Origin of the sequence: Vibrio sp. 1CM23M, assembly GCF_023161755.1 — a bacterium.
GTDB lineage: Bacteria > Pseudomonadota > Gammaproteobacteria > Enterobacterales > Vibrionaceae > Vibrio > Vibrio coralliirubri.
Genome location: NZ_JALNTR010000001.1, coordinates 394903 through 417429, shown reverse-complemented (window position 1 = coordinate 417429; position 22527 = coordinate 394903). Strand labels below are relative to the sequence as shown.

Annotated in this window: 24 protein-coding genes; 12 read left to right on the top strand and 12 right to left on the bottom strand. The window is 44.6% G+C overall.

What is annotated here, in order from left to right; genetic code table 11:
- Positions 1–37 precede the first annotated feature (37 nt).
- Positions 38–1894: a hybrid-cluster NAD(P)-dependent oxidoreductase gene (locus MSG35_RS01750; protein ID WP_248382613.1), complete on the top strand. Its 1857-nt coding sequence runs from the start codon at positions 38–40 to the stop codon at positions 1892–1894.
- Positions 1895–1994: 100 nt separating this feature from the next.
- Here the strand turns inward: MSG35_RS01750 and nadE are convergent, their stop codons facing one another.
- Entirely contained in the window at positions 1995–2825 is an 831-nt protein-coding gene (nadE, locus tag MSG35_RS01745; protein ID WP_248382612.1) for an ammonia-dependent NAD(+) synthetase, read from the bottom strand.
- A 109-nt stretch (positions 2826–2934) separates the two neighbouring features.
- On the opposite strand from nadE, the gene MSG35_RS01740 reads away from it, so the two are divergent.
- Both MSG35_RS01740 and MSG35_RS01735 read left to right on the top strand, forming a co-directional pair.
- On the top strand, positions 2935–3456 hold the full coding sequence (locus tag MSG35_RS01740; protein WP_248382611.1) for a nicotinate-nicotinamide nucleotide adenylyltransferase: 522 nt from the start codon (positions 2935–2937) through the stop codon (positions 3454–3456).
- Between the two features lie 27 nt (positions 3457–3483).
- Complete coding sequence (locus tag MSG35_RS01735) at positions 3484–3966, top strand: hypothetical protein (RefSeq protein WP_248382610.1); 483 nt, start codon at positions 3484–3486, stop codon at positions 3964–3966.
- 133 nt (positions 3967–4099) lie between these two features.
- Here MSG35_RS01735 and MSG35_RS01730 read toward each other — a convergent pair whose 3' ends face one another.
- Positions 4100–4726, bottom strand: a complete 627-nt coding sequence (locus tag MSG35_RS01730) for a hypothetical protein (RefSeq protein ID WP_048661092.1) — start codon at positions 4724–4726, stop codon at positions 4100–4102.
- 175 nt (positions 4727–4901) lie between these two features.
- Between MSG35_RS01730 and MSG35_RS01725 the strand changes: the two genes are divergently transcribed.
- Positions 4902–6008 carry a 1-acyl-sn-glycerol-3-phosphate acyltransferase gene (locus tag MSG35_RS01725; RefSeq protein WP_052878796.1) on the top strand — a complete coding sequence of 369 codons (1107 nt, stop codon included), beginning with the start codon at positions 4902–4904 and terminating at the stop codon, positions 6006–6008.
- 102 nt (positions 6009–6110) lie between these two features.
- On the opposite strand, the gene MSG35_RS01720 is transcribed toward MSG35_RS01725, so the two are convergent.
- Positions 6111–6710 carry a hypothetical protein gene (locus tag MSG35_RS01720; protein ID WP_052878734.1) on the bottom strand — a complete coding sequence of 200 codons (600 nt, stop codon included), beginning with the start codon at positions 6708–6710 and terminating at the stop codon, positions 6111–6113.
- A 103-nt stretch (positions 6711–6813) separates the two neighbouring features.
- Here MSG35_RS01720 and MSG35_RS01715 point away from each other — a divergent pair, with 103 nt between their 5' ends.
- Entirely contained in the window at positions 6814–7110 is a 297-nt protein-coding gene (locus MSG35_RS01715; protein WP_052878733.1) for a YnjH family protein, read from the top strand.
- Between the two features lie 36 nt (positions 7111–7146).
- On the opposite strand, the gene MSG35_RS01710 is transcribed toward MSG35_RS01715, so the two are convergent.
- Positions 7147–7446, bottom strand: a complete 300-nt coding sequence (locus MSG35_RS01710) for a YfcZ/YiiS family protein (RefSeq protein WP_017062761.1) — start codon at positions 7444–7446, stop codon at positions 7147–7149.
- A 532-nt stretch (positions 7447–7978) separates the two neighbouring features.
- Here MSG35_RS01710 and MSG35_RS01705 point away from each other — a divergent pair.
- A complete protein-coding gene (locus tag MSG35_RS01705) occupies positions 7979–8440 on the top strand; it encodes a TetR/AcrR family transcriptional regulator (protein WP_004731875.1) in 462 nt (153 codons plus the stop codon).
- A gap of 401 nt (positions 8441–8841) precedes the next feature.
- Here the strand turns inward: MSG35_RS01705 and MSG35_RS01700 are convergent, their stop codons facing one another.
- The 6 genes from MSG35_RS01700 to MSG35_RS01675 form a co-directional block, all read right to left on the bottom strand.
- Entirely contained in the window at positions 8842–9624 is a 783-nt protein-coding gene (locus tag MSG35_RS01700; protein WP_017067953.1) for a heme ABC transporter ATP-binding protein, read from the bottom strand.
- Positions 9624–10661 carry an iron ABC transporter permease gene (locus tag MSG35_RS01695; RefSeq protein WP_048609731.1) on the bottom strand — a complete coding sequence of 346 codons (1038 nt, stop codon included), beginning with the start codon at positions 10659–10661 and terminating at the stop codon, positions 9624–9626. The genes MSG35_RS01700 and MSG35_RS01695 overlap by 1 nt, the downstream gene beginning before the upstream one ends.
- A 125-nt stretch (positions 10662–10786) precedes the next feature.
- Positions 10787–11674 (bottom strand): ABC transporter substrate-binding protein, encoded by an 888-nt coding sequence (locus MSG35_RS01690; RefSeq protein ID WP_248382609.1) that lies wholly within the window; start codon positions 11672–11674, stop codon positions 10787–10789.
- A gap of 165 nt (positions 11675–11839) precedes the next feature.
- On the bottom strand, positions 11840–12253 hold the full coding sequence (locus MSG35_RS01685) for a biopolymer transporter ExbD (RefSeq protein ID WP_017062756.1): 414 nt from the start codon (positions 12251–12253) through the stop codon (positions 11840–11842).
- A complete protein-coding gene (locus MSG35_RS01680) occupies positions 12250–12951 on the bottom strand; it encodes a MotA/TolQ/ExbB proton channel family protein (protein WP_048610699.1) in 702 nt (233 codons plus the stop codon). Before MSG35_RS01680 ends, MSG35_RS01685 begins: the two co-directional genes overlap by 4 nt.
- Positions 12952–12953: 2 nt before the next feature.
- Positions 12954–13757 (bottom strand): energy transducer TonB, encoded by an 804-nt coding sequence (locus MSG35_RS01675; RefSeq protein WP_248336090.1) that lies wholly within the window; start codon positions 13755–13757, stop codon positions 12954–12956.
- Positions 13758–13918: 161 nt separating this feature from the next.
- Here MSG35_RS01675 and hutW point away from each other — a divergent pair, with 161 nt between their 5' ends.
- The 4 genes from hutW (at position 13919) to MSG35_RS01655 (ending at position 17267) form a co-directional block, all read left to right on the top strand.
- Positions 13919–15328, top strand: coding sequence for a heme anaerobic degradation radical SAM methyltransferase ChuW/HutW (gene hutW / locus MSG35_RS01670; protein ID WP_050643294.1), 1410 nt, complete (start codon positions 13919–13921; stop codon positions 15326–15328).
- A gap of 57 nt (positions 15329–15385) precedes the next feature.
- Positions 15386–15907, top strand: coding sequence for a heme utilization cystosolic carrier protein HutX (hutX, locus tag MSG35_RS01665; protein WP_016784265.1), 522 nt, complete (start codon positions 15386–15388; stop codon positions 15905–15907).
- A gap of 155 nt (positions 15908–16062) precedes the next feature.
- Positions 16063–16593, top strand: a complete 531-nt coding sequence (hutZ, locus tag MSG35_RS01660) for a heme utilization protein HutZ (protein ID WP_004731858.1) — start codon at positions 16063–16065, stop codon at positions 16591–16593.
- A gap of 113 nt (positions 16594–16706) precedes the next feature.
- The gene (locus tag MSG35_RS01655) at positions 16707–17267 is read left to right on the top strand and encodes an ATP:cob(I)alamin adenosyltransferase (protein ID WP_248382608.1); all 561 of its coding nucleotides are present in this window, start codon (positions 16707–16709) and stop codon (positions 17265–17267) included.
- A 94-nt stretch (positions 17268–17361) separates the two neighbouring features.
- On the opposite strand, the gene MSG35_RS01650 is transcribed toward MSG35_RS01655, so the two are convergent.
- The gene (locus MSG35_RS01650) at positions 17362–18276 is read right to left on the bottom strand and encodes a chemotaxis protein (RefSeq protein WP_248336089.1); all 915 of its coding nucleotides are present in this window, start codon (positions 18274–18276) and stop codon (positions 17362–17364) included.
- Between the two features lie 284 nt (positions 18277–18560).
- Here MSG35_RS01650 and ppiC point away from each other — a divergent pair, with 284 nt between their 5' ends.
- Both ppiC and MSG35_RS01640 read left to right on the top strand, forming a co-directional pair.
- On the top strand, positions 18561–18839 hold the full coding sequence (ppiC, locus tag MSG35_RS01645) for a peptidylprolyl isomerase PpiC (RefSeq protein ID WP_017062750.1): 279 nt from the start codon (positions 18561–18563) through the stop codon (positions 18837–18839).
- Between the two features lie 283 nt (positions 18840–19122).
- On the top strand, positions 19123–20529 hold the full coding sequence (locus MSG35_RS01640; RefSeq protein WP_248382607.1) for an alpha-amylase family glycosyl hydrolase: 1407 nt from the start codon (positions 19123–19125) through the stop codon (positions 20527–20529).
- A 125-nt stretch (positions 20530–20654) separates the two neighbouring features.
- Here MSG35_RS01640 and MSG35_RS01635 read toward each other — a convergent pair whose 3' ends face one another.
- Positions 20655–22526, bottom strand: a complete 1872-nt coding sequence (locus MSG35_RS01635) for a methyl-accepting chemotaxis protein (RefSeq protein ID WP_122081179.1) — start codon at positions 22524–22526, stop codon at positions 20655–20657.
- Position 22527: the final 1 nt, after the last annotated feature.

Genomic DNA, 22527 nt, shown 5'->3' with positions numbered 1-22527 from the left:
TTAGCATTGGGACAAACAACAAAACATTGGAATCGTTATGTCGCAGTCACCTATAGATCGAAAGGCTTCAGAGCAAGCTCCTTCCTTATCTCAAATCAACGTGTTTCCGGTTAAATCAGTAGGTGGGATTGCACTCTCTTCTGCTTGGGTCGAAAAACAGGGTCTTACCTTCGACAGACGTTTTATGTTGGCGTTGGCTGACGGCTCAATGGTGACGGCGCGTAAGTACCCTAAAATGGTCAAGGTGTCTTCAAGCTTGCAGCCAGACGGTTTGATTTTTGCTTACGAAGGTAAAGAGCCGCTGCGCCTGAAATATGCAAACTTCAAGATGCAAGAAGCGCCTGCAACAGTGTGGAAAGACAGCTTCACTGCGTATACCACCAACGACGAGGCGGATGATTGGTTCAGCGATGTACTTGGTGTTCGCGTAGAGCTGCTGTTCTGTGGTGAGCAATCAAATCGTGTTCGAGAAAAGCTTGGTCAGAATGTCAGTTTCGCTGACGGCTATCCAATGTTGGTGATCAGCCAAGCCTCTCTAGATGAGCTCAATCGCCGCAGCCCTGAAACCCATTCAATGGATCAGTTCCGCACCAACTTTGTTGTTTCAAATACAGAAGCCTTTGCCGAAGACGGCTGGAAGCGTATCCGAATTGGTGAGGTTGAATTCGAAGCGGTGAAGCCTTGTGAGCGCTGTATCCTGACGACAGTCGATGTTGAGAGTGGCGAATTTAGATCAACAAAAGAGCCGCTCAATACCTTTTCTACATTCAGAGCTAATGAACGTGGTGGTGTTTTCTTTGGTCAGAATCTAGTGGCGAAAAATGAAGGTCTGGTGAAAGCGGGTGATGTGGTTGAGGTACTTGAAACCAAAGAGAAAGAACACTACGAAGACACTTGGGTAGAGTCACTGCACTTAACTTGCGTCGAGCGTGAAGAGATCGCTCGCGACTTCACGACGTTCTGGTTAGAGCCAGCGAAAGAGAACCATTCATTACCAAGCTATCAGCCAGGGCAACATCTACCGATTGAAATGGTGATTAATGGCGAAAAAGTGTCTCGTCGTTACACGCTATCTTCTAGTCCTTCACGCGCAGGTCGTTTGGCGATTTCTGTAAAACGAGTGGACGATGGTCAAATCTCAAACTGGCTCAATGATCATTTCCAAGTCGGTGACACGCTTGTTGCTCAAAATCCAGATGGTGCTTTCTATTTAGAACAAAACCCTAAGCATCCACTACTGCTTTTGTCTGCGGGTAGCGGCATTACGCCAATGTTGTCGATGCTTCGTTATTTAGCCGACCATGGCCAGATTGATGATGTGGTTTTCTATCATCAATGTAGCAGCGAAGAAGATATCCCTTATCAAGCGGAGATCGATCAAATTGCCAATGAACATCCAGGCTTACATGTGATTTACTCATTAAGCCAACCAACAAAAGAGTGGGATGGTTTATCAGGACGTTTGAGCGTGTCTCATGTCGCTAAAATTGAAGAGTTACACAAGCGCCAAGCCTTCGTGTGTGGCCCTGATGGCTTTATGGATAATGCCAAGAAACTACTGATTCAAATGGGGCTTAATCCTCAGCATTATCATCAAGAAGCGTTTGGTGTTGCTCAGTCTACCGAAGAGGCGATGAAGCAACTGCAGTTAAGTGTTAATGGCTACTTGTTCGAAGGTAATAACCAATCAACCCTGCTAGAGCAAGCGGAGTCGGCCGGTGTGTCTATCGCTTCAAGTTGCCGTGCAGGTTTTTGTGGTGCTTGTAAAGTGACCCTTGAGTCAGGGCAAGTTCACCAACCGGATGTGCCTGCATTGCAAGAACATGAACGCAATATGGGTCAGATACTGGCGTGTTGCAGTGTGCCTCAAACCGATATCGAAGTTGTGGATTAACGACGCGTTCGGTCAAAAGGAAAAGCACTAAATAGAAAAGGCCGGAAGTTCGTGAATGAGCTTCCGGCCTTTTTGATTCTGAGACTAATTCAAAAACGAATTAATCGTAGATCGTTGGGATTGGTTGACGCTTGTGCTGTGTTGCTTTGTAGATGCTCACTAAGCGATCGGATACGTCTTGAGAAACGGCTTTGCCTTCAAGGAAATCATCGATCTGATCGTAAGAAAGGTTCAATGCTGCTTCATCGGCTTTCTGTGGGTCAAGCTCTTCTAGATCAGCGGTTGGTACTTTCTTAACCAGTAGCTCTGGAGCGCCCAGTGTTGCTGCTAGTTCACGAACTTGACGCTTGTTCAGGCCGAACAAAGGTGCTAAATCACATGCGCCGTCACCGTGCTTGGTGTAGAAGCCAGTAATGTTTTCCGCTGAGTGGTCAGTACCGATGACAAGGCCGCCAACGTAACCTGCAATTTCGTATTGTGCGATCATGCGAGCGCGAGCTTTCACATTGCCTTTCACAAAGTCGATTTTTGCTGTATCTGTTGGTAGCAGGCCAGTGCCTTCTAGAGCAACGTGAGATGCAGCGTGAAGCCCATCAACACCCGCTTTAATGTTTACAGAAACAGATTGAGAAGGCTGAATGAAAGACAGAGCAAGTTGCGCTTCGTCTTCATCTTTTTGTTCACCGTAAGGCAGGCGAACCGCGATGAATTGGTAGTCGTTGCTACCAGCGCTTTCATTTAGGCTATCAACGGCCATTTGTGCTAAGCGGCCACAAGTTGTCGAATCCACACCGCCACTGATACCAAGGATCAGAGACTTGCAGCCTGACTGCTGAAGTTTCGTTTTGATAAAGTCCACACGACGAGTCACTTCGAAGTGAGGGTCAATTGAAGGTAGTACGCGCATTTCGTCACGAATTAACTGTTCCATTCGTATTCCTTTCCTGCAAGCAAATTAAAAATCTAGTGTTATCATACCTAAATCATCCGATTTAAAAACCTCTTTGCACAAGCTTAGAAAGAGAAGGCAGTAATTAATAATGGAAAAAATAGCCATTTTCGGTAGTGCGTTTAATCCGCCGAGCTTAGGGCACAAAAGTGTGATTGATTCGTTGGCTCACTTTGACAGAATTCTACTCGTTCCAAGTATTGCCCATGCTTGGGGAAAAGAGATGCTAGACTTTGATACGAGATGTCAGTTAGTTAACGCATTTATTAGCGATCTTTCACTGGATCAAGTGGAGCTTTCTTTGATCGAAAAGAGCCTATTTACCCCAGGTGAAAGCGTCACGACTTATGCGGTGCTCAGTGAGCTTCAAAAGTTACATCGTGACGCTGAACTGACGTTTGTTATTGGCCCAGATAACTTCTTTAAGTTCTCATCTTTCTATAAATCAGATGAGATTACCGAGCAGTGGTCTGTAATGGCTTGCCCTGAAAAAGTGAAAATTCGCAGCACAGACATACGTAATGCACTGATAAGTGGAAGCGATGTTGCAAAACTGAGTACAAAGTCAGTTACAAAGATGTTGCAAGATAGTGGACTGTATAAGATAATGTAAGTTCACTAATCAAGAGGTCAGAGGACTATGCTAAAGAGCGCGATACCAGCGACGTTGTTGATAACAGCATGCAGTATGCCTGCATACGCTGAATGTGACTTTTTTAGCTTAGATTCGATCATGCTGACTTCTAGTGACGATAATTGCTTGGACTTTTCTTCGAGTATCGAGTCTTTTGGCCAACGTATGATGGAAATCAGTGGGCTGAGCGATGATGAACCAGAAAGTACACCTGATTATTGGTCTGATTGGGTTCTTCAAAGTAAAGACGCACCACTACTGACACAAAGCATTGAATCAAACTATGTAGGTTTGGGGATGTGGTTTCCCGAAGATCTGGAAGACGAGCAGTATGATATGTCGACGGAAGAGTGGTTGATGAATCATGGTCTTCAACTCAGCATCGGTTTTGGTGAGAAAGTAGAAGGGCAGCCGCGTATGCGCTTTGATTATCGTTGGCATGACTCACGTGACGCCGACCTAATGATGCAGGTTGAATTGCCATTTTAGACAGGTAGTGACATAGATAGATTGCTATCTATGTAAAAACACTAAGAATTAAAAAAGCCGCAAAAACTCAGTTTTTGCGGCTTTTTAGTATCTGGCTTATTAGTTTAAATACCAACTCTCACTTACCGCCAAGCTATAAATCTTCACCAAAAACAAGCATACACAGTTGCTCGAACTCTTCCTCTTTACCTGAGAACAGATCATCAATCACAAGTGAACGTTTTTGGCCTGACTGCATACGTTTCTTTGCTTCTCGCATCACCATCACCAGAGTGTGCTCTTGTGGTAGGTTTGAATCATCAATGTTCCATTGATTGAATCGCTGAGAAAGCGCACTTTCGCAAAGCAGTGGTTTAAACGACAGCACTTCTTGCTTCAATACAGAAAGCATATCTTTAAACGCTTGTTCCGTATTATTGGCATTGGAAGCGCGAGCTTTGGTCTGCTCTAGCTTTTCTAATAGTGCCGAAGAGAGGTTAGTTTGCGTAATGTACCCCGCTTGTCTTGGGAATGAATCCGTCAAACGTACAGAAAAGTCGACACGGCTAATTTGAGTGTTTGGGAAGTAAGTCAACGAAGTTAAGCAGTCAAAGGGAATCCAAACGCTTTGGCCAGGTTCAACAGCGTACTCTTGCTTACCCAGTTTGATCAAAACCAAGCCACTTTGAACCGATACAAGGCTATGTTTTAGTACTTTCTTGCGTGGTGTGATCACCAAGTGTGAAAAGTAAGCCGATGTATATTCAATAGCGAAGTTCATAGATAGTACCTTAATTTTGGGGCGTCAAGATTACCGTTAATCTTAAAGAATGCCAACAATAACAGGGGATTTTCACTGTTTCTGGTCTGACCTTGTCAAAAGTATGGGCTCTGTAGCTGCGAGAAGTCAAAACAACGCGTAGAATGAGCCAGCTTTTTATTATATGAATGAAAAAATGACCTCTCCAACCGATCCATATGTTGATATTCGTCCTTACGGCGATGATGAAATTCCAGCGGCACTAAACCGTCTTATTAATGATGAAGAATTTATCAGTGCAATCTTGCACTATCGTTTTTCAAACCATGCGTCTTGGTTCAAAGCATTAATGAGCCCTATTTTACGTGTGTACTTAAAAATGAAGTGGAGCAAGCTGACCAGCGTTGAATCCATTCAAATTGAAGTGAAAAAGTACTTACGCGACACGCTTGCTAAGACCACAAACGGCGTGACTTACACAGGTGTAGAGTCACTGGATGCGAATCAAGCTTACCTGTTTGTATCAAACCATCGTGACATTGCTATGGATCCGGCGTTAGTAAATTACGCTCTGCATCAAAATAACCATCAGACTTGTCGCATCGCGATTGGCGACAACCTGTTGAAGAAGCCATGTGCGACTGAATTGATGCGTCTGAACAAAAGTTTCATCGTTAAGCGCTCTTTGAAAGGGCCGCGTGAAATGATGAAAGCGCTAGGTCAACTGTCTTCTTACATTAAGCACTCTCTAGAGACAGGTAACTCTATCTGGATCGCTCAAAAAGAAGGCCGTGCTAAAGACGGTAACGATTTTACAGAGCCAGCTATCTTGAAGATGTTCCATGTTGAAGGACGTAAGCAAAAAATTGCTTTTCCTGAATACGTGAAGTCATTAAAGATTGTTCCTGTGGCTATTTCTTACGAGAACGACCCATGTGACACAGCTAAAGCGATAGAGCTTTTCGAAAAAGACGTAAACGGCAGTTACGAAAAGGGTGAGTTTGAAGATATCGAAAGTATCATTCAAGGCATCATCGGTAATAAAGGACGCGTTCACGTCGGCTTCGGTCAGGTTATCGACCAAGATTTTGATACGCCTGAAGCGCTTGCTGAAGAGATCGATCGTCAGATCCACGATAACTACAAGCTGTTCCCAGTTAACTTGCTAGCAGCGGAAAGAGAAGACGAGTCGATTACAGCTGCGGTTAAGCAAGAGTTTGAAGAGAAGTTATCGACTTTGCCACAAGGCGCTCGTCAATACTTGATCGATAGCTATGCGAACCCAGTGAAGAATATCGGCTAACGAGTGTTAGCAAACGAGTTCATTGATGGAACTGAAAAAGGAGCCTTAGGCTCCTTTTTTGTTGCTGACCATCTGCTTTTAAGACCTAAAGTTTGGGTTGAACTATCGAGCGACGGCGCCACCGAGTTCTAGGTTGGTTGGCCATGTGGTTACAGTGTTGCCGCCTAGATAGATGTTGCCTTTGACTGTCATGGTATCGGGAAACGTTGTGATCCCAGAACCACCTATATATAAGTCACCATCAATGATTATCCCGTTTGGTAGTTCTGTTAAAGGCGTACGAATCACGCTCAGATCGCCTTTCACTCTAAAGCCATTAGGTAGCCTCTGAAGTGGAGTATCAGTGAGGTTGATAAAACCACCCACTCTTACGCCTCTTGGCCAGCTGGTGATTTGGCTGCCAATCAAGTCGACGTAACCTTTTATCTTAACCCCGCTCGGGACTCGAGCGAGTTGGCTGTTAGAGCCTTTTAGGCTGCCGTTCACTTCTAACCCTTTGGGCAGGCGTGTGATCGCAGTATTCTCTATATTGAGATTACCATCTACCACCAAGCCCGTTGGAAGTGATGTATAAGGCTTATTTCGTAGATATAAGTTTCCGTAATTATCGAGATGGTTCAATATTTGATAGTGATCGAGTGGTTCAGCACTGACATTTGTTATGGTTAAGGAACCAATAATAAGTGCAATTATTCTGAGCATAACAGGCTTCTTATTACGATAGACGCTTACACTATAATGGAAAAATTAATCTCGCATAGTGTTTTACCCATTTGGCGGTAGATTAACGAGGAATGGAGCAAAGATGATAGGTAAATCGATGATTAGAGTAAATATACGAATTATTAAGGTCTTTCTGATAGCCGCTTCAATGTTTGGCTCAATGTCTGCGAGTGCCAACAAAGTAATTTCAACGCCCGGTAAAGCTGCGGTGGTGGTGACACAAGGCGGTCAACAGCAACGAGTTTGTTATTACGATGATAAGGCTTATAGCATTGGGGCTGTGTTAGAGGTGGGGGGGGTAGTGATTCAGTGCGCTGCAGAAAACGATTTTGAGCAAAATGGGTCACTGGCTTGGGTTCAATTAAAAAAAGACGAGTAATTCACTCGTCTTTTAATAAGAATATAAATGCTTATATTAACGCGCTAGAGAGCGAGTCTTAAGTTCAAAAATAATCTTCTCAGCGCTAACTTCAAATTTGAAGCGAGCGTGCAACTCTGTGCTTTCTTCAGTCATCTCTGATGCTTCAAATTCAACGTTGCTAGACACTTGTTTAGCAAGTTCAACGTACTTAGCAAACTCAGCTTCAATAAGTGCTTTTGAGTTTCCGTAAACCGTTACTTCAGCAACATCGTCGCCTTCTTTAATGATGAACCCGATTTCGCCTGCACAGCCGCAAGCCTCACATACATCGTTGTTACCAATATCTTGGCTCATAATAATAATCCTCTTACAAAGTCTGAGGTTATTCTAACGAGCAATTTGAACTGTATCTACAAAAATTAAAATCTTTGAACTAATTTGTACTGGTATGCTATGTTGTTTGTTGAAGGGGTTAAATGAATGTGTACATTCGCGTCGCCAAATATGTATGTGATCTATCTCATGTTTTGTTGATAAGCAGTGTCATTAATTTGTTAGAATATCATTCAGTTAGTTGCGTCGTAACTAATTTTATAAGACTATCTATTGCTTGATAGGTATTTATACAATGAATTTATTGTTGGGTATTTGATATTCTAAGTTGTTATTTTAGATTAACCACTTAGAGAGGTAAGGTGACTTTCGAAGAATAATTAGACAAAGTGCCCAAAGAGGCAGCACTGTAAAATTGTTCGTACAAAGTATTTGTTGGTATTTAATGGAAATACTTGCGAAAAAATACCTTGCTCACATAATGCTGATAACGATTTTCATTCTGACTTCATTTGATTGAGTTAGATGGATTTACAAAGAGAAGAGCCTGAATATGCCAAAGCGTAGTAAAGAAGATACAGAAATCACGATCCAGAAAATCATGGATGCCGTTGTAGACCAGCTACTAAGATTGGGTTACGACAAGATGTCATACACGACGTTGAGTCAGCAAACGGGTGTTTCTCGTACAGGTATAAGTCATCACTTTCCAAAGAAAACGGATTTTACTGCTGCTCTAGACGGTCGTATTTTCAAGATGTTCATGGAACACATTGACTTCGAAAATGGCCTTGACGCATTTTCAGCAAGCTGGGTTGCAGCACTTGAAGACGCTGAGTTCCTAGCAATCTTACGTTTACTTTTCCATCATATCGTTACTGCTGAGAGCGCACATGAGTTCGCTGCAAACGGTATTGATCGTCTATACAAGCTGACTGAAACTCAGTTTGGCGATACTAGCGGTAAAGAACTAGAGTGGTTGATTGGTAAATCATTGATTCGTATGAGCCAATAATTAGCACTCAATAAAAGAAGCTCCTGCGGGGGCTTTTTTTGTGCCTGCAGTTTCACTTCTTGTGCGTTTTTCTCTCAATCCCACACCGATGTTGCTGTTTGCTGTTTGCTGATTGATGCTGAATGATGTTATTTCTTTTCTTTTTATATGCTTACGCCCGCGGCTTGTTTTTCTCTTCAGTGTTAAAAGCTAAGTAACCCTAACAAGTAGAGTTCATTTCTAGAGCCTCAAATGCTCAAGGTGAGTCGTTTTGGTGCTTGCTTTTGTGGTTATTAATAAAATTGAGTTTAAGCCGAGAGAGTGGCTGTGAGCCAATAAAAAGCCCCGAACAAATCGAGGCTTAGAATTACGTCATTGTTATCAAGAACGAATACTCAAAACGAGTCGCTCCTTAATCTGACTTATTGTGCGGGGTGAACCTGAGGGAAACTCATGGTTGGGTGTTTTTCTACGATACTTTTGTAACCATACACATCTTCTATCATCGAAGGTTTCAGCGCATCCCAAGGCTTGCCATCACACACCAAATTGCCATCTTTCAATACCACCAATCGATCGGAATACTGCGCGGCTAAGTTGAGATCATGCAAAACTACGATAACCGCGGCATTGTGGTTGTCGGCCAATTCTCTCGCAATCTTTAAGGTGTTGTGCTGGTGGGCAAGATCCAGTGCAGACGTTGGTTCATCAAGCATCAAAATACATTGGTCACCAGAGTGGTGAAGCTGAGTTAACACTCGAGCCAAGTGCACTCGCTGCTTTTCACCGCCTGATAGTGAAGGATAAAGCCTTTCACTCAAGTGAGTCACATCAGCAACATCCATTTTTTGGCTAGCAATGCTGGTCAGCTTCTTGTTGGATTCTTGCAGAGGAATCCCACCAAGCTCGACAACTTCATGAGCCAAGAATGGGAAGGTCAATGTGCTGTGTTGAGGAAGCATAGCAAGGTGCTTAGCTAACTTTTGAGAAGGCCACTTGTCTTTGGTGTGTCCAAAATACTGGATATCGCCGTTGCTTGATATCTCTTGGCACAAAGCTTTAAGCAGCGTGCTTTTACCTGCGCCATTTGGCCCAAGCAGTGTGGTTACCTTTCCCGCTTCAATCTCAATAGAAACGCCATCTAATATCACTTTACTGCCGAACTTCACTTCGATATCGGTCGCTTTTAAAGCTGAAGGAAACATTAAAGGATTCTCCCTTTCTGTTGAAATAGTAGATACAAGAAGAATGGGGCGCCGATAATCGCAGTGACAATACCAACAGGAAGTTCAGCCGGAGCAAGTACCACGCGTGAGAACATGTCTGCGGCGGTTAGCAGCAGTGCGCCTAGTACCGCTGATAGTGGCAACAGAACTCGGTGGTCAGGGCCCGCTAACATGCGACCTAAATGTGGGATAACCAATCCAATAAAACCAATCATGCCAGATAGGCTAACCGTGATACCAACGCCTGCGGCAGTCAGTAGAATCAGCTTTCGTTTCAACTTCTGTACTGGGATACCAAGGTGTTGCGCTTCTGACTCGCCCAGTAATAGAGCATTTAGAGACATCGCTTGGCGGTAGAAAACAACAAACAAGCCAACGAGCGTGACAGCTGCCAGCAAAATCCCTGACCACTTAGCGCCTGCCAATGAACCCATCGACCACAATGAAAGATCGCGCAGCATTTGGTCATCAGCAATGAAATTCAAGAAGCCAATACCTGCGCCAGAGAGCGCACTGATCGCCACACCCGCCAACAACATGATGGTGACAGAGGTGCCGAATTTACCTGTACCCAGCTTATACACCAGCAGCGTGGTTAAAGCGCCGCCAAGAAAAGCGAACACAGGAACCGCAGCAAAGTTCATGAAAGCAGGGTATTGAAGCGATAGCTCAGAGAAAAGTACGATGGCCAGTGCTGCACCTAGCGCCGCCCCAGCAGACACACCGATGATCCCAGGCTCAGCAAGCGGGTTTCGAAATAGGCCCTGCATAACAGCACCACATAACGCGAGAATCGCACCAATCAACATGCACAAAATGGTTCGAGGTAAGCGAATCTCTTGAATCACTAAGTTGATGTGGGGAGCCAAGTCATTGTTTGGCTGGAGTAAGCTCGCTGCGCTGTCAGCCAAGCTAATGTTCATTGGCCCAACGGTGATTGAAAACAGTGCGACGAAGACTAGGGTAGCACCTAGGCCTAACATCGATGTTTTCAGCGGGACGGATCGTAACAACATAAAGGGCCTCAATGTCCGCTGCTAACTTCAATATCCATTACCAACATTAGCGAAAGTAGGCTGGTGACGGGCATTGAACTAGCAACAGTAAAAATAGGGTAGTCGCGTTATAGCGGGTAGATAAGTTATAGCGGATAGATAAGAGCGTTTAATCGCTTAGCTTCTGAAAGGCTCTCGAGACCAAGCCCGCCAACCAAAGCACTGCCATTTACGGTAATGATTTGCTTGTTCATACCTGCAGGAGTCGCCGCTAACATAGGTAGCGATTTCAGGATGGCATCAGCACCGCCCATTTTCTGGTAGCTACGACCACTGACTAAAATCACATCTGGCTGCATTTCTACCAGTGATTCCATCGACAGTGGCTTGTAAGACGTTAGGCTTTGAGCTGCAGGGTTGATACCGCCAGCTAACTCAATGATCGCGTTTGGTGAAGTCTCACCACCGGCAACGTTCGCAGGGCGACCTTCGTGCAGCAATAGGAAAAGTACTTTCTTCGCTTCGTTACTTGGTACTTGGTTCGCTTTCAGTGCAGCAATTTTCTGATTTACTTCGGCTTTAACTTGCTGTGAGTGTGCTTCGGTATGGGTTATCTTGGCGATTTGGTCGATACGCTTTAACAGCCCTTCAACGTTTGCTTCAGTGTTGACGATCTCTACATCGACACCCGCCGATTTCAATTGAGAAATCGCGTTGTCTGGTCCCATTTCATCTGAGCCAATCAACGTGGTCGGTTCTAGGGCAAGTAAGCCTTCCGCAGACAGATTTCGGTGATAACCAATCTTTGGCAGGTTTTCTGCTTGAGGAAAGTGGCTGGTTACATCAATCGCGACTAGCTGCTCTTCAGCACCTAATGCCAAAACCAATTCAGTAACGGCACTGCCAGCACTGATGATTCGAGGTTGTTCAGCATCGTTGGCCATTACGGGTGCGCTAAGTGCCAAGCTCATAGCGGCAACTGAAAGGAGATGTGTCTTAGTCTTTAATTTATTGAGCACGTTTAAGTTGTTCATAATAAGTTCTTTATATTTTCTTTTTGTATCGCGAAGATACTCAGTGAGCAGTCCGTTCGCATTGTGAGTTCGAATCGATAGAGAGGCTTAGTTCTGTCTATTTGGTCTTAGCTATCAGGAGCTAAATTTCATAAACGCTAGGCCTCATAGAAATTGAGTATTGTTCTAGCCATCGTCCGTGAGCAGCTGAGTCGCTGGTATTCCGTTCTCTTGAAGGAATGACAGCAACTTCACTAAGTTTTCAACGTTGGCGGCTTTGTCTGCACCAATGATGATCGGCTTTTTATCCGTTGAACCAGTCTCTTCTAACAGGGCAATTTTGAAGTTTTCCCAGTCGATGTATTCTTGGCCGTTAATTGCCCAGTAGGGTTCACGGTCTAAAATATTGACGCTAATCGAATCCTTGTGGACTTCAGAAACGTTTTTGACATCCGAACTTGGCAGCTCAACTTCTAGCGATTCCAGCTTTACCGATGCCGTAAGCAATAGAAAAACCATCACGATAAAAATGATGTCGAGCAGCGGTGTTAAGTCCGGCGCTAGGCTCTGTGTGTGAGATGAGTGGGGCGTTTTAATCATGCTTGGCTCACATCACCGATAGAAGATTTGTTGACAGGCTTGCCTTGAGTATCATCAGACTGATTGGTTTGAATCGACATGCCTTCTAGCCACACATTCACATAGTTCAATGTATGCTCCAATTGAGCCAGCACTCGATCGGCCCATAACCCTAGTAGCTGAGCACCTGAAATAGCTGGAAGTGCAATCATCAAACCCGCAGCTGTGGTTCGCATTGCTAATCCAAGACCGTCTGCCAAGTCATTAGGAGTAATGCTGCCTGTTGTCGCGGCAACGCCTTTAAACATCTCAATAAGACCAAGTACCGTACCAAGCAAGCCGATGAGTGGGCTGATCACGCCGATCAAACCAAGCAGTCTTAAACCTGCATGAAGCTGGTGGCGTTTTTCTTGTAGCCAGATCCCAGCGGCATCTTCTCGTAACCCTTTTGAGAAAGAGTGGTGAGCAAGCAACATTGACACGCCCTTGTACAGTAGCGGGCGTTTACCTGAAATCGACTGAGCAAGCGCTTCAATTTCTTTACTGTTGGTTGGTGAAATTTGGTTAAGCTCACGACGAATGGCACGTTTGCCCACACCAATGCTGAGCATGACTTGGAAGACACGTTCAGCGATGATCATTGCTGTTAATGCTGAACAGATAAGAAGAGGCCAAGTCATTAAGCCAAGTTGATCTTGTAAGTAACTGATTTGTTGCATGATTAATCCAACCTAAAACGAACAGGTATTTGTACTCGGTGAGCAATCGCTCGACCGTTGACAGTGTGAGGAGAGAATTTCCATTGTTTAATGGCATCTAATGCGGCGTTATCGAGCATTAGCGCGCCTGATGAATTTACTAATGCTTGTTTAATTTGTTTGCCTTCAGCGTCTAGCCAGATCTCATAAGTCGCGACACCTTCAACGCCACGGCGTCTTGCTTGGCGAGGGTAATTCGGTGGGGTAGGACGCGCAGAGAACGAAGGTTTAGTGACCAAAACTGGCTCTTGGTTTGATACGCCTTGGTTTACTTCCTGAGGCTGGTTGGCAGATTCGTCCATATTCTTATCGACTTTCTTGTCGGCTAGCTTCTCTGGTTGTGGTGCTGGTTCTGGGCGTTCTTTCTTCACCACCTTTTTCTCAGTCACAGGTTTCTTTTGAACCGGCTTCTTCTCAACTTTCTTTTCAACAACCTTTTTTTCTACTTTCTTTGGTTGAGGCTTATTGGCGATCGCTTTTTTCTTTGGAGTTGGCTTAGCTTGCTTTGGCTCAACTGTTTTTGGTTCGACTGGTTTAGGTTCAGCTTGTGAGACGGCTTCTTTTACTGGTTCTGGTTCAACTGGCTCTGTGATTGTTTTTTGCTGAGCTTGTGAAGGAACGCTCTTAGGAGTGAAGTTGATCGATACCGTGTTCGATTGGCTACCTGCAGGCATCGCAAATACTTTGGATTCTTGAGCGACAAACAACAACGCGGCATGAATCACTAACGATGCACCGCCTGCAATAACATATCTAGGAACGTTCACAATCAATCCTTTACCAAATCAAAATTCTGTATCGGATTATTGCTTAGAATCTAAATAAGATCAATTATCAATTGCATTATCATTTGCGTGTATTTATGATTCTCTCAGTTTTTAGCGAATAGTCTTCCAGACTTTGCTATGTAAGTGTTTAGAGAGATTATATGAGTCTTAATATTTATAAATTTGACGAATCAATCTTGGGCATTTCTAGCCCTGATCCGCTTCGTTTTGCGTTTGCGAAAAAGCATTCTGCACATGCCGGAGGAAGTTCAATTCCGGTCGACCCCAGTAAGAAGTTAGAACTCTTTGACGAACTGATGCTGAGTGAAGGGAAAAAACAGGATAAGCGTTGCTTGTATATCCACATTCCTTTCTGTCGTGTGCGTTGTACGTTCTGCAATTTCTTCCAAAATGCCGCAAGCCGTAAATTAGTGGATGAGTATTTCGATGCACTGATGGTCGAGCTAAAGCAGAAAGCCAAAACGCCTTGGGCTCAGTCTGGACTATTTCACGCCGTCTATATTGGTGGCGGAACACCCACCGATTTGTCACCTCAGCAAGTTGAACAGCTGGGTAAAGCGATTCGTCAATATTTCCCACTAGCAAACGATGTTGAGATGACATTGGAAGGGCGCATCAATCGATTTGGTGACGAGATGTTTGATCGTGCGCTTGAAGGTGGCTTCAATCGTTTCTCATTCGGTATTCAAAGTTTCAATACTCAAGTTCGACGTAGTGCTAAGCGCCTAGATGACCGAGAGGTTGTGCTAGAACGTATCAGTTCACTGAGCCGTACCGAGCAAGCGCCAATCGTTCTTGATCTGCTATACGGATTACCACACCAATCTATGGAAGTGTTCCAGCAAGATTTAGAAGACTACATGTCTACTGGCGCGCACGGCATTGACCTCTACCAACTGATTGTAGCGGGCAATGCACCTATGCTTAATCTTGTTGAGAAAGGAAAAATCCCACCACCTGCGAATACGCCAGATAAGGCGAGCATGTATTTGGCGGGTGTGGAGTTCATGGCAAAAAATAAGGTCAAGCAACTGAGCGTAAACCACTGGACTCGTGATAACCGCGAACGAAGCATTTACAACAGCTTAGCGAAAACTTATGCCGAAGTTCTACCCATTGGTTGTGGTGCTGGTGGCAACATCGGTGGCCATGGTGTAATGCAGCATCGAACTTTAGATAGCTACATGGAGTCTATAAAGCAAGGTCAATTACCTATTGCCATGATGACTAAGCAAAGTTCATTAGAGCCTATCTTCTCAACATTAAAGGCAGGTTTCGATTCTGGTGTTGTTAGAAGAAGTACGCTACCGAGCTTTATGGGGCAAGACACGTTCGACTACCTTAAGCCTTTGTTCGCGCATTGGGAAAAAAACGGTTTGGTTGAGCTTTCGGAAGATTATCTGAGCCTGACTATTGCCGGCAGTTTTTGGGCGGTAAGCCTAGCGCAGAGTGTAATTCAAGTGCTTAACGCTGAATATCAAGCTATGCACCCAGCGCCTAAAGCGTCAGGTTCGGGCGTACACCCGCATGCAAGTTTGAAGCACGCTTAATATCGAATTTTTAGTTTATAACTTACGTAAATTACTCGTTTATACGGAACATATTCAATGACAGATACAACATTAGAAATGACAGAAACTCTAGAACAACGCGTAGCTCTAATTTTAGAAGAAGAGCCAAAACTACTGCCAACAGCAATTGCTGAGAAGCTAGGTGTTTCAGAAGTTGAAGTGGTTGCTGCTTTTCCAAACGACATGGCGGTAATGCTAGATGGCAGCCGTGCTCAGGAGATTCTAGAAGGTTTAGTGGGTTGGGGCCCTGTGACCACTATCGTGCATTCATTTGGTTCTATCTTTGAAGTAAAAGCACCATTCCCGAAAGGTAAAGTAGCGCGTGGTTACTACAATCTGATGGGCAAAGAGGGCGAGCTTCATGGCCACCTAAAACTGGATAACGTTAAACATATCGGTTTGGTGAGCAAGGCGTTCATGGGTCGTGAAAGCCATTACTTCGGCTTCTTCAGTGAAACCGGCGAGAACATTTTTAAGATTTACCTAGGCCGCAACGAAAAGCGTGAGCTTATTGCCGACCAAGTAGAACGCTTCAAAGCGCTAAAAGAACAAGCTTAAGTTCAGTCAATAGTAAATAATCAGCAGCAATCTGACATAGGGTTGCCAACTGGCTTAAACAAGACATCAATGCTCGAGGATCGTTTAGTTCGCTAATGATCGCTCAACCTCGGGCAAAAATAATAAATCAGAGAAAGTGAAGAAAGGAATTACCCATGGAACAGCAAGTAAAACAAGAACGTCTACAAGGTCGCCTAGGTCCAGAAATCAAAGAGTTTCGCCAAGAGCGCCGTACCCTTCAACTTGCAACGGTTGATGAAGAAGGTCGCCCGAACGTAAGTTACGCACCTTTCGTTCAGAACCAAGAAGGTTACTTTGTTCTAATTTCTGATATTGCTCGTCATGCTCGTAACTTGAAAGCGAACCCTCAGGTCTCTTTGATGATGATTGAAGACGAAGAGAGCTCGAAGCAACTTTACGCACGTAAACGTTTAACGTTTGATGCACAAGCGAGTGTTGTAGAGCGTGAAACAGAGCTTTGGACTCAAGTGATCGGCCAGATGCAAGAGCGTTTTGGTGAAATCATTGATGGTTTGAGCCAACTGCAAGACTTCTCTCTGTTCAACCTTAAAGCAGAGAATGGCCTGTTCGTTAAAGGCTTTGGTCAAGCATACCAAGTGTCAGGCGACGATCTGGTGGACTTCGTTCACCTACAAGAAGGCCACAAAAAAGTATCTAATGAGTAATCTCGTTTAACCGATTTCTTCAGGAGCCCTCCAATGTGAGGGCTTTTTTATGTCTAAATCAAAGAGTTTGGTATATTGGCGTTTGATAACTATTTATGTGTAAGGATCGGTACGTGAAACCAGTAAGTCGAGATTGGGACGAGTTTTGTTATCCGTTTATCTATGAAGACAGTCCTATCTGTGATTTTGAGATTTTGTCGGATGAACTTTGTTGCCGAGTTGGATTAGTGTTGTCTTTAGAGCAAGAGCCTCAGGTTCGTGAGATCCTGCAACGCTTGCAGCCAAACATCTACCATTTGAATGGCTCTGTGCGCGGTAAGCTTGCCATCACCGAGTCTGAATTGGTCGAGCTCAAGCAAGACTATCATCGTATCCGTGAGCAGCTAGAAGGTGGTTTTAAAGGTTTTGTCTTACCCGGTGGGCACCGAGTGTCTAGTGAACTTCACTTGTGTCGTTGTCAGGCTAAGAAAGTTGTGCGAGCTTTGGTGAGTATTGAACATCATGAAAGTAAAAAGTCGCCAGACCCGATTCTTTTCAAATACGCCAACTTAGTCGCGAACACTCTCTATGCATTGGCCTCTTTTACCAATCATGTCAATGAAGTCGAGGAAGTGGAATTTGTGAGTAAGAGCTACTCTATGCCGAAAAAGTCTATGCCAGAAAATAAAGACTAACGGTTAGCTCTATTCTTATTAAGATTTGAAGAAAGAAGAGACTAAGAAGCTAAACCATTGAGCACTATGCTAGGTTTAGCTTCTAAAACAGAGCCTAAGCAGCCGTAGAGGCGCCGTTTAAGACTTTTGCACCGCGTAGCATAGCTTCGATTAATTCACCCGCGTTGAACTTCTCAAGCGCTTCATGCGCCCCCACCTGATTGGCACGGTCGACACAGATTTCACTGGACAGTGAGGTATGCAAAATACAGTAAGCGTGACTTAAAGCGCTGTCGTTTTGCACTTCAAATGCAAGCTCATAACCATCTAATCCCGGCATCTCGATATCACTCACCAGAAGATCAATGGCATTGCCAGCGCTGGCTTGGCGTCGCATCAGGTCGATGGCATCTAAGCCGTTGTTACATATGCTGTAAGGGATGTTGATGCTGTCTAAAGCATCAGATAACTGTTTACGTGCAATCAAAGAGTCATCCACTAATAAGATGTTCAACGCTTTGAGGCGTTCCCTTTCTATATCGGTCAGCATCGGGATATGCGCATTCTCATACGCTGGGTAGATCTTAGAAAGCAGCAGTTCCACGTCGAGCATTTGCACAATACGGTCTTCGAAACGTGTAATACCGGTAACAAACACATTGCGACCTACACTGGTGGGTGGAGATTCAATACTCTTCCAGTCGCATTCAATAATTTTATCAATCGAACGAACCAAGAACGCCACAACTGTTCTTAAACAATCAGTCACGATGAGTACACAATCTTGGTATTCAGCGGGTGTTATCGGACGGAAGCCAATCGCAGCGGACATATCAATAACTGGAACTGTAAGGTCGCGGATAGTCACTGTACCAATCACGTGATGATGGGAGTAGGGGATCTGAGTCATCGGCTGAAAAGGGACGATTTCTCTGACCTTAAGCGTGCCAATCGCAAAACTTTGAGTGAGGGATAACTTGAACATCAACATTCCCTGTGACTGACTCGCTTTACTGATCGGTTTGGCCATAAGTGGCTCCTACTTAATACACGCTTAATTTATAAGGATTAATTTAAAGGGAAATGGAAGCCGCAGCAAGTAGCGATACGGTTTTTAATGGCCTTTAAGGCAGTTGTTTTCGGTTATAGAGTGAAGAATAGCGGTTCTTGGGTTAAAATCACGCTAAACGCTGGCTGTCGATGAATTTATGTCGATAAGACGTTAGCGGAAAACAGATTTACAACAGTCAGTTCATTAGCGATGTTCTAAGCTATCGTCGTAAGTAAATTGGCAGCAACAAACTGAGAATTATCATGGCAAGAACAGCAGCAGCGCTTCATATTTTGGTAAAGCATAAAGAACTAGCAGAAGACATCATGACGCAGCTTAAAAAGGGCGCTAAATTTCAAACGCTAGCGAAGAAACATTCAACCTGTCCATCTGGTAAGAAGGGCGGCGACCTAGGTGAGTTCAAAAAAGGTCAAATGGTGCCTCAGTTTGATAAGGTTTGTTTCTCTGGCGAGACGCTTGTACCACACCTTGTGAAAACAAAATTCGGTTGGCATGTGGTGAAGGTTCTTTACAGAACTTAGTCATAAATATGTGTTAGATTGAATAAAAGGAGCGTATATACGCTCCTTTTTTGTGACTTTTTTGCGCATTTTAAAGCACCACGGTTGAGTGTTCATCCCAGACGTTATGCGATAATTGGCGCTACGCCCTTAACTATCCGCCGTGACTAATCGGTGGGAGGATGAGGGGTTTTAATGAGTAACTCATATAATAAATACCATTCTTAAGGAAATTTATGCAGCTTTGCCTTTTAGCCTTTGTATTTATCTAGAAAGCTGTAAACGAGTTTGGTAGGAGAACAACATGGAGAGTTCAGCTATGTTAAGCAACCCAGCGACAGATGTCATATTGCATGCCTTTGACTGGTGCTACGCTGACGTAATGAAGAACGCCCAACTGATCCAAGAGTTGGGTTATAAATCTGTTTTAGTATCACCGGCGATGAAATCGCTGCGCGGCCCTAAAGGTTGCGACCGAAATTCTGGCACCCAATGGTGGCAACGTTATCAGCCCCAAGATTACCGTGTGATCGATAATCAACTTGGTGACACGCAAGACTTCACTGCGATGGTGAACACGTTAAAGCAACACGGGCTTCGTACTTATGTAGATGTCGTTTTTAACCACATGGCCAACGAATCGGGTATCCGCGGTGATCTAACGTACCCAAATCAGCAAGACATGGCGTCTTATCAAAAAGATGCTGATTATTATGAATCCATACGTTTGTTTGGTGACCTTTCTGAGCCTTTATTTGATGAGAACGACTTCGTGGAAGCGTTTGGCATCAAGAACTGGAAAGACACTTGGGAAGTGCAAAACGGGCGTATTACCGGTGGCGCGAGCGATCCTGGCCTGCCAACGCTGCTAGATAACGATAATGTGGTGGCACAACAAAGAGCCTACCTAAAAGCACTGAAAGCCATTGGTGTAAAAGGATTTCGCATTGATGCGGCAAAGCATATGACACTGGCACACCTACGCAAAGTGTGGACTGATGACATCTGCGAAGAAATGCACATCTTCGGTGAGATCATTACCGATGGCGGTGCGACAGAAGAAGAGTATGAGCTGTTCCTTGAGCCTTACCTTAAACACACTCGTTTAGGGGCGTACGATTTCCCGTTGTTCAACACCATCTTCAAAGCATTTGAAGAGCAGGGTAGCTTTAAGTCTTTGATTAACCCCTACTGTTTTGGTCAGGCTCTGTCGAACATGCGAGCGATCACGTTTGCGGTCACTCATGATATTCCAAACAACGAGGTGTTTTTGGAGCATGTGATGGATGAAGTGGATGAGCGATTGGCTCATGCTTTCATTCTTGGTCGAGACGGCGGTGTGCCGCTTGTTTACAGTGAACTGAGCACCAGCGGTATTCTGGACAAGAGTGGTCAGCCTCGTTGGCTTAACGACTGGCAAGCGCCTTACATGAAAAGCATGATTCAATTCCATAACCATGTTCATGGCGAAGCGATGCGTGTGGTTGAAGCGAATGATGATTTGTTGGTGTTTGTCCGTGGTGATAAAGGCATTGTGGTGATCAACAAGTCGAAGCGAAGCAAAACAGCCTCATTAAATTGGACTGGCGCAGTGACCGATTTGTTGTCTGGAGAGGTGTTCGACTGTGTCGGAAAGGAGTTAACCGTTAAGGTTGAGCCTAACCAGTGCATGATGTTGACGACCAACTCGACCGAATCTGTTATGAGTTAAGCCCAATCGGCAAGAAAGACAATATTGAAAAGAAAGCCCCGCTAGTGGTAATCAGTAAGCGGGGCTTTTTATTTGAAGCTGTTTATTAGTTGCTATACAAGAGTGTTAGTTCAACGGTAAGGCGATTAAACCGTAAACTTGTTCAATAGCTCGTCTTGTTGGCGAACATTGTCCGTTTGAACCTGCATTGCTGTGTTCGCTTCTTGAGCTGCGTTGGATACTTGTGTTGAAAGGTCTTTGATCTTAACTGTGTTGTTATTGATCTCTTCCGCTACCAAGCTCTGCTCTTCTGCCGCTGAAGCAATCTGGATGTTCATATCTGAGATACGTTGAATCGCGTCACGGATACGGTCAAGTGAAGAGTTCGCTTGCTGAGCGCGTTCAACGGCGTCAGTGGCTGTGTCTTTACTTTGGTTCATCGCGTTCGATACTGAGCTTGCACCCGCTTGGAGCTGTTCAATCATGTTGCGGATTTCAGTCGTCGACTCTTGAGTACGCTGCGCCAGAGTGCGAACTTCATCGGCAACGACTGCGAAACCACGGCCTGACTCACCAGCGCGCGCCGCTTCAATAGCCGCATTCAACGCCAGTAGGTTGGTTTGGTCTGCAATATCGTTGATTACTTTTAGAATCGTTTCGATGTTGGCTGTTGCTGATTCAAGCACTTGTACTTCGGCAACCGCTTGGTCGATACGTGCTGAAAGGTTATCAATCGCTTGAGTGGTGTCACTTACAACAGATGTGCCGTCTAGCGTTGCTTCGTCTGCTTCACGGGCTGCCGCTGCTGCGCCTTGAGCATTGTTTGCAACTTCAGTTGCAGTAACCGCCATCTCGTTCATTGCAGTCGCTAACTGTTCAAGCTCTTGCAGCTGGGTATTCATTGCTTTCGCTGATTCGCCCGCGCCTTTCACTGTGATTTCAGTACCGCGTTTAATCTCAACACCAATCGCTTTCGATTGAATGATCTGATTTTGCAGATTTTCGGTAAAGGTATTGAAGCCTTTTGCTAGGTCAGAGAACTCTTTGTCTGTGTTGGTATCTAGGCGCTTAGTTAAGTCACCTTGTCCGCTTGCTACGTCTTGAATCGCTTGGTTAAGTGCATCCAGTGGGCGCATTAACACGCGAATCAGAACTGTTAGAGCAATGATGCTGAGAATCACCGCAATCAAAGAGTAGATCATTGAGCTGTTCTTCAACTCTTCAACGGTTTGGAACGCGATCTCTTCATCCAGGATTGCACCAATGTACCAATCTTCACTTGGGATGTGGGTGAAGTTAACTAGGAACATTTTACCGTCGACTTCAATTTCTTGAGAGCCTTCACGAATAGTCGCTTGTGGCATGTAGCTTGATAGCGTTTCACCGTTGTTTTTCGCATTCGGGTGAGCAATCGTGGTGCCGTCGGCAGTGACTAGGAACAGATAACCCGCATCAAACAAGTTCACTTGGTTGACCAAGGTAGCAAGGTTCGTCAGCTCTAGGTCGTAGAACATACCTGCAGTAAAGCGACCATTGTCTTTAACTGGAGTGCCCACAGAGATGATGACTTTCTTACTTGATGCATCCACATAAGGAGCGGTAACAACTAAACTGTTTTTGGATTTAGCATCAATGTACCAAGGACGAATTCGTGGGTCGTAGTCTGGACCGGCATCCCAACCATCATCATTTTCAATAACGAAACCGTTTGCTTCATAACCAAAACCAACCGCTAGGAAGCTGTTTTTAAGCTTTGGCTTTTCTAAGATATCTTTAACGTAAGCGCGATCTTCAGGGTTGATCTCGATGACTTCAGTCGTCGATTGAGCCAACGCTTTCTTGGCGTTCATCTCCGATACGACGGTATTTTTCACGCCCGAGACCATCTCTTTCAGGCTCGCATTGACGTGGTTTTCTACTGCACTTCTTACAGTGTAAAGTTGTTGTATTGAAAGCAATGATACTGTCACTAGCAGCAAGGCTGATGATGCAGCAACCACCTTATGGCTAAATTTCATT